We start from the raw sequence: 12712 nt of genomic DNA on the forward strand, positions 1-12712 counted from the left end.
TCCTTCGGATTAGCTGTTATAGCGTCATTTTTTTGTGGCGCTCTTGCTATGTCACTCTTTCAGTCTAATCCACTAGAACAGACTCAAACTCACCAGCAAGAATTTATTGAAGCGCAAACTGTTGAGGCGCCACAGCAAACCAAGTCGGTAGTCCCTGTGAATGCTAAAAAAATCGCTGCACCTAAAGCTGACGTACCAGAAACTCTTAGCAAAAGTGAGCTTGAACAACAAATTGCTGAGCTAAAGCTACAAGTTGAAAGCCAACAAGCTGTGATTGCTAACTACCGTTCAAGTGCAATTCCCCCGCAGCAAATTGATTCACATCTTGAAGAACTTTATACCTTGTTAGAAGAGCAATCTCGTGATGAAGCGTGGGCTTACCAAGTTGAAACTGCGATGAGCGATTTTTTAATCATGGCAGATTTACCTGTACAACCAGAGCTAAAAATCGCAACGTGCAAAAGCTCCGTTTGTCAGTTTAAGCTACTGCAACCAGAGGGTGTAGATGACTTACCAAGCCGTTATTGGCGTGATTTAGGCGATAAAATGATGGAACAAAGCTGGTGGAAGCAGTTTAAGTTTACTTCCAGCACTTCGAGTGATGGCAGTCTAACCGTTATCGCTAGTACCGAGTAAAGTTAAACGACCTTCGAGTGCAGCTGACCATCGGTAAGTTCGGTGGTTATAAACTCTCCTGAACTTACATCGTTAACTGATTTCACCACTTTGCCTTGCTGGTTCTTGGTAATGCTATAACCACGAGCTAATACACTGAGTGGGCTTACAGAATCTAAGCGGCTCGCTTGCAAAGAAAGCTGATTGCGTGAACTTGAAAGTTGCTGTTGCATCGTTTGTCTCAGTCGGGCGTGTAGTTGCGCGAGCTGATGCTCGCTTTTTGCGAGCTGATTTTCAGGTGAACGTTGCATCAAGCGTGGTGTTAAGTTAGCAAGTACTCGCTCATATCGCTGAATTTTGTTATTCATTGCACCATGCAAGGCTAAACTAAGCTCATCTAATTTTTGCGCTTGCTGATTTAGTTGATTACGTGGATGGCAAAGTTGTAAGCGATGCTCAAATTGTGTTGCAGTACTGCGCTTTACTGCCAAGGAATGTTTAAAAGCATGATTTAAGTGCCTAACTAACTGCGTAACTTTATTATGTAGCTCTTCCGTGTTTGGGCTAACTAGCTCAGCAGCAGCCGAAGGGGTTGCGGCACGAATATCGGCTACATAGTCACTTATTGTGGTATCGACTTCGTGACCAACGGCACTAACGATTGGTAAGTGACTTGCGAAGATGGCGCGAGCCAATTGCTCATGGTTAAAGCACCACAAATCTTCGAGTGAACCACCACCGCGACCTAATATAAGTATATCCACTTCATTACGCTGATTGGCGATGTTTATTTTTTCTATTAATTGGCTGTGGGCATCTGCGCCTTGTACCATCGCTGGATAAATCACGACTTCAAGCTGCGGAGCACGGCGTTTTAGTACGGTAAGAATATCGCGAATAGCTGCCCCAGTGGCTGAGGTAATCACCCCAATACGATTGATATTGGTTGGTAATGGTTTTTTGTGAGCTGAGCTAAATAGGCCTTCGGCAGCTAAGCGCATTTTAAGCGCATCAAACTCTTGTTTTAATAAACCTTCACCAGCAGGGGCCATGTGCTCAACAATCAGCTGATAATCACCACGGGGTTCATACAAGGATACGCGGGCGCGCACAGTTACTTGTGCACCATTGCTTGGGCGAAAAGTTTGGCCGCGATTATTGCCGCGCCACATCGCCGCTTTTACCTGTGCTCGGTCGTCTTTTAGAGTGAAGTACCAGTGTCCAGATGCAGGGGCTATAAAGTTAGAAATTTCACCATTTAAGATAAGCGATGAGAAGCCTTGTTCTAAAACATGGCGAATTTCCTTATTTAGGCGCGAGACCGTGTAAACAGGCTGTGTTGAGTGCGTAAAAGCCATTAATAACCCCAGTAAAAAATTCTGTGTGTACTTTAACACAAATAAATGAATAATTTTATTTACTCGTGCCCACAACGCTGATAAAATTTGGCCGCAATTCCTTATACTCAGATCCACATGTGAGAAGTTGCACTATGCTAAGAATCGCTAAAGAAGCTCTTACCTTTGACGACGTACTTTTAGTACCAGGTCATTCTACTGTTTTGCCACACACGGCAAATATTTCAACTCGCTTAACGCGTGGTATCAATCTTAACTTGCCGTTAGTTTCAGCATCTATGGATACTGTAACAGAAGCACGCTTAGCGATTGCTTTAGCGCAAGAGGGCGGTTTAGGTTTCATCCACAAGAACATGACAATCGAAGAGCAAGCTAAAAACGTTCGTAAAGTAAAAACTTACGAAGCGGGCATTGTTTCTTTCCCTGTTACTGTGACTGCGGATCTTACAATTGCTGATGCTATCGCGCTTTCAGAAGACAAAGGTTTTTCAGGTTTCCCTGTAACTGACGCTGACAATAACCTTGTTGGTATTGTTACAAGCCGTGATATGCGTTTTGAAACGAAACTTGAGCAACCTGTTTCTACAGTAATGACGAAAAAAGAATCGTTAGTGACTGTTAAAGAAGGTGCAGACCGTGATGAAATCTTAGGTCTAATGCACGAGCACCGTATCGAAAAAATTCTCGTAGTTGATGATGCATTTAAACTTAAAGGCATGATCACTGTAAAAGATTATCAAAAAGCACAAGACAAGCCGCATGCATGTAAAGACGAGCAAGGTCGTCTACGTGTAGGTGCAGCTGTTGGTGTTGGCGCGGGTACCGATGAGCGTATCGCAGCGCTTGTTGAAGCAGGTGTTGATGTACTACTTATCGATACATCACATGGTCACTCTCAAGGTGTTATCGACCGTGTTGCACAAACACGTCAAGCATACCCTGATTTACAAATCGTAGCGGGTAACGTTGCAACAGCTGAAGGCGCGATTGCCCTTGCTGATGCAGGTGTTGATGCTGTTAAAGTAGGTATCGGTCCTGGTTCTATTTGTACTACTCGTATCGTAACAGGTTGTGGTGTTCCACAAATTACTGCTATTTCTGACGCAGTTGAAGGCTTAAAAGGCCGTGATATTCCTGTTATTGCTGACGGTGGTATTCGTTTCTCTGGTGACATCGTAAAAGCACTTGTTGCGGGTGCATCATGTGTAATGGTTGGTTCAATGTTAGCGGGTACTGAAGAAGCACCGGGTGAAGTCGAGCTATATCAAGGCCGTTACTACAAATCATACCGTGGTATGGGTAGCCTTGGTGCTATGGACCAAAAAGAAGGTTCATCAGACCGTTACTTCCAAAAATCGAACGAAGCAGACAAGCTTGTTCCTGAAGGTATCGAAGGCCGTGTTGCTTATAAAGGTCCTATCGCGACAATCATTCACCAACAAGTGGGTGGTCTTCGCAGTGCAATGGGCTTAACAGGCTGTGCAACAATTGAAGAGTTAAACACTAAACCTCAATTTGTTCGCGTTACTTCAGCTGGTATGGGTGAGTCACACGTTCACGACGTGCAAATCACCAAAGAAGCGCCAAACTACCGCTTAGGTTAATTACCTTAAGGTATTGAAATTACATGGGCTAGCATTTGCTAGCCCTAATTTATTGATCATCTCCCTTTGGGAGAGCAGTTCCTGACTAACGAGATACTCCATGAGCAAAGACATTCACGATTCACGAATTCTCATTTTAGATTTTGGTTCGCAATACACACAGTTAATCGCACGTCGTATACGTGAGATTGGTGTTTACTGTGAGCTATGGGCATGGGATGTAACTGAAGAGCAAATCCGCGAATTTAATCCACAAGGTATTATTTTGTCGGGTGGCCCTGAGTCTACAACACTTGAAAACAGCCCACGTGCTCCTGAGTATGTATTTAACGCAGGCGTTCCAGTACTTGGTATCTGTTACGGCATGCAAACAATGGCAACGCAACTAGGTGGTAGCGTACACAGCTCTGATAAGAAAGAGTTTGGTTATGCGCAAGTTGAAAAAGTAGGTAACTGTGCGTTATTCGATGCTATCGAAGACCACATTACTGACGGCGGTGCAGGCGTACTAGACGTTTGGATGAGCCACGGCGATAAAGTGATGGAAGTACCAGAGACTTTCAAAACAACTGCTAAAACATCAACGTGTCCGCATGCTGCAATGTCTTGGGAAGAAAAACGTTTTTACGGCGTACAGTTCCACCCAGAAGTAACTCATACTCACCAAGGTTTACGCTTACTTGAGCGCTTCGCGATTGATATCTGTGGCTGTGAAAAGCTATGGACACCCGCTAAAATCATCGACGATGCTATTGAGCGTATTAAAGAAACGGTAGGTGATGACGAAGTTATCTTAGGTTTATCAGGTGGTGTTGATTCATCTGTTGTAGCTATGCTTATTCACCGTGCAATTGGCGACAAGCTAACATGTGTATTCGTTGATAACGGTCTTCTTCGTTTAAACGAAGGTCAGCAAGTTATGGACATGTTTGGCAACAAGTTTGGCCTAAACATTGTTAAAGTGGATGCTGAAGATCAATTCTTAGCAGACTTAGCAGGTAAGTCTGACCCTGAAGATAAGCGTAAAGCGATTGGTCATACGTTCATTAAAGTATTCGACGAGCAAGCTAAAAAGCTGAAAAACGCTAAATGGTTAGGTCAAGGTACTATCTACCCAGACGTAATCGAATCTGCTGCATCAGCAACAGGTAAAGCACATGTAATCAAGTCTCACCACAACGTAGGTGGTTTACCAGACGATATGGAAATGGGTCTTGTTGAGCCGTTACGTGAGCTATTCAAAGATGAAGTACGCAAAATTGGTCTTGAGCTTGGCCTACCTTACGACATGCTTTACCGTCACCCATTCCCGGGTCCTGGTTTAGGTGTTCGTGTACTTGGTGAAATCAAGAAAGAATACTGTGACTTACTACGTCGCGCAGATGCTATTTTCATCGAAGAGCTGCACAAAGCAGAGCTTTACCACAAAGTAAGTCAAGCCTTCACTGTATTCTTACCAGTTAAATCGGTAGGTGTAATGGGTGATGCACGTAAATACGACTGGGTTGTATCACTACGTTGTGTAGAGACAATCGACTTTATGACGGCACGTTGGTCACACTTACCTTATGAATTCTTAGGTGTGGTTTCAAACCGTATCATCAACGAAATCGATGGTATCTCACGTGTTGTTTACGATATTTCAGGTAAGCCACCGGCAACAATTGAGTGGGAATAATTTTATTATTCTGACCTGAATGGGTTCAAAAACGGCGAATTAGCTTGCTAATTCGCCGTTTTGTTTATTTAAAAAGCAGTTAAACTAAAAACTGTGTTTTTTTACTTTACCTTTGAAAAAAGCTCTATATAATTCGTCGTCATTGCAGGGGCGTAGTTCCAATTGGTAGAACAGCGGTCTCCAAAACCGACGGTTGGGAGTTCGAATCTCTCCGCCCCTGCCATTTCTTCCTTCTTTACTTTAATCGCAAATCTCCCTATATTACTTGCTCTTAATCATGATTGAGTCGTTATGAATCCAAGTTACGCTGCGATATTCTCTGTACAATCTTTAGAGTTGAATCAACACTATCGAACTGTGCCTGACGTTTCTAGCGAAGAGATGTCAAATACTCAACAAGAAACACTTACGCTACCGTTACAGTTTCACCAAGACCTCGAAAAAGCATTTGCGCCGTTAGTTATTACTGAAATCGTTAAAACAACAAGTATTAGCTGGCAAGAGGGGTGCTTGGGTTTACCGAGCGATAAGCTTAATAGTAAACAGAAAAAACAACTTTGGTCTTTAATCGGTGAACAACTTGATAAGCTTTAAATCTGTAGATGCAACTTATATCAGCCAGTTAATGGCTATTGAAAATGCGTGCCATAGTCACCCGTGGACAGAGAAAACCATGCTGTCGTGTTTAGCGGGCCGTTACTTTAACCTGGCTGCTTTTCATGGCGATGATATGCTAGGTTTTTATATCGGTGAGCAAGCGGGCCCAGATTACACCCTGATGGATATTTGTGTTGCGCCAAAGCACCAAGGGCAGGGCATTGCTAAGCAGTTGTTAAATGCTTTTATTGAGCATGGTGAACAGCACCAAGCTGAAAACCTCTTCTTAGAAGTGCGTGAGTCTAATGCACCTGCTATTGGCTTGTACGAAAGTGCTGGCTTTTCACATATGTCAGTGCGCAAGAACTACTACCCAACCGCAACAGGGAATGAAGACGCTATTTTAATGGGCATGAGCTTTAGCCTTTAAGATGCCTCTTCAAGGGCGCTTATAAGCGCGTTGTAGCATTGCTCGATTTGTTCAGTTTGATTACTACGTAAGGCATTTTCAAGTTGTCCAGCGGTCTTATGAATTGCTTCAAAACTAAAACACCCAGCACTGCCTTTTAGGCTATGCGCTACTGAGCGCAGCGCTTCCCACTCTTTAGTGCGATACAACTGCACGACCTGGCTTAAGTAATCAGGCAGCTTTGAACGATAGTTGTCGTTAATTTGTTGGAATTTTTCACTTTTCAGTAAATTTTCCCATTTGTTTTGGCTATCTTTTTCAATGTGTAAGTAGCTTACGAGAACTTGCTCTAATGCGTCTTTATCTATTGGTTTTGCAAGGGCTTCATCACAGCCCGCTTCTATGTAAGTATCGACATCGGTTTTCATCACATTGGCTGTAAGCGCGATAATAGGTCCATCGTAGGCTGCATGACGTAACATTTGCGTCGCTTCTAAGCCGCCCATTACAGGCATCTGCATATCCATGATGATCAACTGATAATCATTAACCAATGCCATTTCTACCGCTTCAGCACCATTTTTTGCGATGTCAGGCTCAAGTCCCCAAGTTTGTAACAGTAGTTTGATCAGCAACTGGTTATCTGGGTTATCTTCGGCCACCAGAATATTGGCATCAAAGCTATTAGCAGCGAATGAAAGCTGTACGTCTTTACTCGGCGAGAGCTGCTCATAGTTATGAATAAAGGCCTCATACTTAAGCTGCTCGGCATTTAAGTGAGCTGCAACTTGCACGGTAAAACAACTGCCGTTTCCAGGTTCACTGATAAGTTGCACATCACCACCCAATAACTGGGCTAAGTTCTTCGAAATACACAAGCCAAGACCGGTACCACCAAAGCGGCGAGTTGTCGTCGCATCAGCTTGTTCAAACGGTTTAAATACCCGTTCAACTTCGCGCTCTGACATACCAATACCTGTGTCTTGAATCGCAAATTGTAAATTTTGTTTTTCGCTGTTGTAGCTAATATCAATCGAGATACTGCCTTTCTCAGTAAATTTAACCGCATTACTGGCAATATTGATCAAGATTTGTTTTAAACGTGTGGTATCGCTATTAATGGTTTTGGGGATTGGTAGCTTGTAGTTGATATTAAACGCCAGTTGCTTCTCATTAGCCAGTGGGCGAATAATCGAATCAATATCATGAATAAGCTGCACTACATTACATGGCCCACGCTCAACAGCGAGTTTTTCAGCTTCAATTTTTGATAAATCAAGAATGTTATTGATGAGCTCAAGCAAGTGCTTAGAGTTACGTAAAATGGTGCTTAAATGTTGTTCATCATTCACCGCATCTTTGTTGTGCAGAAGTTGCTCTGTAAAACCCATAATTGCGGTAAGTGGGGTGCGAATTTCATGACTCATATTCGCTAAAAAGCGGCTTTTTAGTTGGTTTGCTTGCTCAGCTTGGGCAATTGCCACTTCTAGCTTGCTATTCATTGCTTCGAGCGCTTTAGTACGGCTTTCAACTTTTTCTTCTAGGTGATGTTTATATTCTTCGAGTTCGTCTTGGTAATGACGAATTTGGTTCACCATGTGGTTAAAGTCGTTAAAAAGTACGCCTACTTCATCGTTTGTATGGGCAGGCAAATATACAGATAAATCACCATCACCAACGCGATGGCTTGCAGCGCCTAATAACTCGACTGGGGTGAGTAGTAAATTACGCACCACAATGTAAATCAGAATAGGTAGTGAAATCACAGAGATAATTACAATTAACGCAGTAATTAAACTGATGGCTTTACCTGACTGATACAGTAAATCTTTGGGGGTGGTCGAGATGAAGTAATCGCCGTCGGTCATTTGCACCGCATAGATGATACGCTCTTCTTTATCGATACTCGAAAGCTCAATGCTGGCTAGTTTTCCGTAATCGGCCAAATGCTTAATTTGTTCAAGCTCGTATTCACTTAAGTAGCTGCCCCGTAAGTCATAGTCTGAGCTAAATAAAATTTGTCCTTTAGTTGTCAAAAACAAATTTAGGGTGTTATTAAAAGGCGCTTCTAAAATGCTGGCATTTAATATCGATGGTTCTACATGTACAACAATAAATCCTAACTGTTGCGGCTGTTTTAAGTAGTAATCGATATTGTAAATAGGGTGCACAAAGTACAAACTGGTGGAGCCATCTTCTTTGGGGATCATAAATTGCTGCTGGCGCAAATTTGATTGCAGTACTTGATCAAAAAACGGGTAGCTTTTAGGCGCAGGGGTTAATTGGCTTGAATAAAATGCATCACTTTTGCCGTCTGGGGCAACATAGTTAATGCTGACTATATCAGGGTAAGCTTCTGAATAACTTGCAAATACATTCATTAACTCGCCAAGGCGTTCAATGTATTGGTTTTTTGATTCGGGTTCACGGGCTAAAAAGTCTGCCAATACAGGGGAGGTCGAAAGCAACCGGGTAATCGAATGAAATGAGTCAATGTAATTGAAGATTTTTTGTTGCTGTTGCTCAACAAAGCGACTGACAATAAGCTCTGCTTGTTTTTTTGTTGAATTGGTCACATTGGTTAACGTAAAGCCACCTAAAAACAACAAAGGTAAGATCACTAAAGGTGTGATATACCATAATAATCGAATACTGAGCTTACTGGTTTTCATGACCTAAATTGATATCCCTCCGTGCAATTTATCAATAGTATGCGTTACAACTTGATTACACAAGCTTAGCAAAAAAGTGAACAACCCATATACCCAGCCTATGGTGAATAATTACTTACAATCGTTGCTTTTTTGGCTAAGACAAACAAGGTATAATAGTCGGCAATTCTATTTTATTTTTACAGTGCGCACCGAGCTTTATAATTTATAGGGCAGCCAAGTGCGCTTTGTTATGACTAAAAGCAGCTTACATGTCTAATTTAACTACCGAAATTAATAAACGACGCACCTTTGCGATCATCTCGCACCCGGATGCGGGTAAAACCACCATTACAGAAAAAGTTCTGTTATTCGGACAAGCTATTCAAAAAGCGGGTACCGTAAAGGGTCGTGGCTCAAACCAGCACGCAAAATCAGACTGGATGGAAATGGAAAAAGAACGTGGTATCTCGGTAACCACGTCTGTTATGCAATTTCCTTACAATGAGCGTCTAGTTAACTTACTTGATACTCCAGGACACGAAGACTTCTCTGAAGATACCTATCGTACATTGACTGCGGTTGACTCGTGTCTAATGGTAATCGACGCGGCGAAAGGTGTTGAGGATCGTACTCGTAAATTAATGGAAGTAACACGCTTACGTACTACACCTATCGTAACTTTCATGAATAAGTGTGACCGTGATATTCGTGACCCAATGGAGTTATTAGACGAAGTTGAGACTGAGCTTAACATCGCCTGTGCGCCTGTTACTTGGCCGATTGGGTGTGGTAAAGAATTCAAAGGTGTGTATCACATTCACCGTGAAGAAACGATTTTGTATAGCACAGGCCAAGGTCACACGATTCAAGAAGTACGTGTTATTAAAGGTTTAGATAACCCAGAACTTGATGATGCAATTGGTAGCGAACTTGCAGAGCAGCTTCGTGAAGAGCTAGAGCTTGTGATTGGTGCATCACACGAATTTGATTTAGATCTGTTCTTAGCGGGTGAGCTATCGCCTGTGTATTTTGGTACGGCACTTGGTAACTTTGGTGTTGACCATGTTCTTGATGGCTTAACTGAATGGGCTCCGGCGCCACTACCTCGTGAAACAGAAGACCGCCAAGTAGCTGCAACTGAAGATAACTTCTCTGGCTTCGTATTTAAAATTCAAGCAAACATGGACCCTAAACACCGTGACCGTATTGCCTTTATGCGAATTGTATCGGGCAAATACAGCCAAGGTATGAAGATGAACCATGTGCGTATTGGTAAGCAAGTGAGTATTTCTGATGCGGTAACCTTCATGGCAGGTGACCGTGAACGAGCGCAAGATGCTTATGCGGGTGACATCATTGGTTTACACAACCACGGTACAATTCAAATAGGTGATACTTTTACGCAAGGTGAAAAAATGAAGTTTGGTGGTATTCCTAACTTCGCACCAGAATTATTCCGCCGTATTCGCTTAAAAGATCCATTAAAACAAAAGCAATTGCTAAAAGGCTTAGTTCAGTTATCTGAAGAAGGTGCTGTGCAAGTATTTAGACCGCTTATAAATAACGACCTTATCGTTGGTGCGGTAGGTGTACTACAGTTTGATGTGGTTGTTGCTCGCTTAAAAGCTGAATACAACGTTGATGCGATTTACGAAGGTGTCAGTGTTAATACTGCACGTTGGGTAAGCTCAGACGATAACAAAAAGCTTGAAGAGTTTAAGCGTAAGTGCGAAAGCAACTTAGCGCTTGATGGTGGCGATAACCTTACTTATATCGCGCCAAGCCGTGTAAACCTAAACTTGTCGATGGAACGCTATCCAGATATCAAGTTTAACCACACGCGCGAAAACTAATACGCTAAGACTGCTTCAAATTTAAGGGCCCGTACTACGGGCCATAAAGGTAAAAATTACAATGAATATTCGTACTCTTTTAATCGAAAAAGCAATTGCTGCGATGGTTGCAGCAGGGTTACCAGAAGACACAAACCCAGCGGTAACGCAAAGCACACGCCCGCAATTTGGTGATTACCAAATCAATGGCGCGATGGGGGCTGCAAAAAAACTAAAATCGAACCCGCGTGAGCTAGCACAAAAAATTATCGATAACCTAGATCTTGCTGATATCGCAGAAAAAACTGAAATTGCAGGCCCTGGTTTTATCAATATTCACTTAAAGCCTGCGTTTTTATCAGCTAGCTTAAAAGCGGCAAATGAAGATGAAAAGCTGGCTGTTGCACCGCATGCAACGGCGCAAAAAGTGGTTGTTGATTACTCATCACCTAACCTTGCTAAAGAAATGCATGTAGGTCATTTACGTTCGACTATCATTGGTGATGCGGTTGTTCGTGCCCTTGAGTTCCGTGGCGATGAAGTTATCCGTCAAAACCACATGGGTGACTGGGGTACTCAGTTTGGTATGCTAATCGCGCACTTAGAAGATCAAATCAACCAAGGTGTTGATCTAGACAAAGTTGCACTAGCTGATTTAGAGACCTTCTATCGTGATGCGAAAAAACGCTTTGATGATGAAGAAGGTTTTGCTGATAAAGCGCGTGATTACGTTGTTAAATTACAAGGTGGCGACGCACACTGTGAAAAACTATGGAAGCTATTCATTGCGACTTCTGTGAAGCATTCTGAAGAAGTTTATAAGCGTCTAAACGTAACGCTTACATCCGATGACATCATGGCTGAAAGTGCTTATAACAGTGAACTTGCAAACATTATTGCGCTATTAAAAGGCAAAGAAATTGCGGTTGAATCTAATGGTGCACAAGTGGTGTTCTTAGATGAGCTTGCTAATAAAGACGGTGAGCCTTCAGTATTTATCGTACAGAAATCAGGTGGTGGTTTCTTATATGCCACAACTGACCTAGCAGCCTGTGATTACCGTTCAAACAAACTGGGTGCGGATCGTATCCTAATCTTCGTTGATGCGCGTCAAAGCTTGCACTTCAATCAAGTTGAGCTAACAGCACGTAAAGCTGGTTTATTACGTGATGAAACAAGTTATGAATTCTGCCCATTTGGTACCATGATGGGGGCCGACGGTAAGCCATTCAAAACTCGTACTGGCGGTACAGTTAAACTTGCAGACTTGCTAGAAGAGTCAATCACTCGTGCTGCAGCTAAACTTGCTGAGCGTGAGTCAGACTTAAGCGACGAAGAGCGTAGCGAAATAGCCCGTAAAGTCGGTATTGGCGCAGTGAAATATGCGGATCTTTCTAAACACCGCACTAGCGACTATATCTTCAACTGGGATAGTATGCTGAGCTTTGAAGGTGCTACAGCGCCTTATCTTCAATACGCATACACCCGCGTTCGCAGTATCTTCCGTAAATCAGGTATTGATGCTGCGTCATTAACAGCAGACGTTGCAATCAACGAGCCACAAGAAAAAGCACTCGCACTTAAACTTCTACAATTAGAAGAAGTACTTGATCTAATGATCAGCGAAGCAACACCGCACGTATTATGTGGATACCTATATGAACTAGCAAGCCTATACATGACGTTCTATGAGGCGTGCCCAGTCCTAAAAGAAGGCGTAGAGCCAAATGTACGTGATAGCCGTTTAGTGTTATGTAATTTGGTTGCGAAGACCCTGAAATCAGGGTTGGATCTTTTAGGTATCGAAGTAATGGAGCAAATGTAATCTGCTTCGTGTAGTTCGCTTTAGCTGCGTTAATGAGTTTATTTAGCCTAAGTCACATACAAAACACGTATGCTCCTTGGCATAAATAAACTCATTGCCTTGCTAGCACTCCTTCACTTGCAGAAAGTTTAAGAACTCAT

General features: G+C 42.7%; 9 protein-coding genes and 1 tRNA gene. 8 read left to right on the plus strand and 2 right to left on the minus strand.

Annotation, left to right across the window (positions count from 1 at the left end):
• Positions 1–48 precede the first annotated feature (48 nt).
• The gene (locus L1D46_RS00610) at positions 49–636 is read left to right on the plus strand and encodes a hypothetical protein (RefSeq protein WP_239976539.1); all 588 of its coding nucleotides are present in this window, start codon (positions 49–51) and stop codon (positions 634–636) included.
• Between the two features lie 2 nt (positions 637–638).
• Here L1D46_RS00610 and xseA read toward each other — a convergent pair whose 3' ends face one another.
• Positions 639–1973 carry an exodeoxyribonuclease VII large subunit gene (gene xseA / locus L1D46_RS00615; protein WP_239976540.1) on the minus strand — a complete coding sequence of 445 codons (1335 nt, stop codon included), beginning with the start codon at positions 1971–1973 and terminating at the stop codon, positions 639–641.
• Between the two features lie 134 nt (positions 1974–2107).
• On the opposite strand from xseA, the gene guaB reads away from it, so the two are divergent.
• The 5 genes from guaB to rimI all read left to right on the plus strand — a co-directional run bounded on the left by guaB (position 2108) and on the right by rimI (position 6282).
• Entirely contained in the window at positions 2108–3577 is a 1470-nt protein-coding gene (gene guaB, locus L1D46_RS00620) for an IMP dehydrogenase (RefSeq protein ID WP_054551225.1), read from the plus strand.
• Positions 3578–3677: 100 nt separating this feature from the next.
• Positions 3678–5255 (plus strand): glutamine-hydrolyzing GMP synthase, encoded by a 1578-nt coding sequence (gene guaA / locus L1D46_RS00625; protein ID WP_239976541.1) that lies wholly within the window; start codon positions 3678–3680, stop codon positions 5253–5255.
• Positions 5256–5401: 146 nt separating this feature from the next.
• Positions 5402–5478, plus strand: a tRNA-Trp gene (locus tag L1D46_RS00630).
• 68 nt (positions 5479–5546) lie between these two features.
• Positions 5547–5849 carry a hypothetical protein gene (locus tag L1D46_RS00635; protein WP_130050773.1) on the plus strand — a complete coding sequence of 101 codons (303 nt, stop codon included), beginning with the start codon at positions 5547–5549 and terminating at the stop codon, positions 5847–5849.
• On the plus strand, positions 5836–6282 hold the full coding sequence (rimI, locus tag L1D46_RS00640) for a ribosomal protein S18-alanine N-acetyltransferase (protein WP_175580473.1): 447 nt from the start codon (positions 5836–5838) through the stop codon (positions 6280–6282). Before L1D46_RS00635 ends, rimI begins: the two co-directional genes overlap by 14 nt.
• On the opposite strand, the gene L1D46_RS00645 is transcribed toward rimI, so the two are convergent.
• On the minus strand, positions 6279–8933 hold the full coding sequence (locus L1D46_RS00645; RefSeq protein WP_130050774.1) for an ATP-binding protein: 2655 nt from the start codon (positions 8931–8933) through the stop codon (positions 6279–6281). The genes rimI and L1D46_RS00645 overlap by 4 nt on opposite strands.
• 251 nt (positions 8934–9184) lie before the next feature.
• Between L1D46_RS00645 and prfC the strand changes: the two genes are divergently transcribed.
• A complete protein-coding gene (prfC, locus tag L1D46_RS00650; RefSeq protein ID WP_178927336.1) occupies positions 9185–10768 on the plus strand; it encodes a peptide chain release factor 3 in 1584 nt (527 codons plus the stop codon).
• Positions 10769–10829: 61 nt separating this feature from the next.
• Positions 10830–12572: an arginine--tRNA ligase gene (argS, locus tag L1D46_RS00655; RefSeq protein ID WP_130050776.1), complete on the plus strand. Its 1743-nt coding sequence runs from the start codon at positions 10830–10832 to the stop codon at positions 12570–12572.
• The last annotated feature ends 140 nt before the right edge of the window (positions 12573–12712 follow it).

This window comes from Pseudoalteromonas sp. Isolate3 (assembly GCF_022398505.1).
In the GTDB taxonomy this organism is placed as follows: Bacteria; Pseudomonadota; Gammaproteobacteria; order Enterobacterales; family Alteromonadaceae; genus Pseudoalteromonas; species Pseudoalteromonas apostichopi.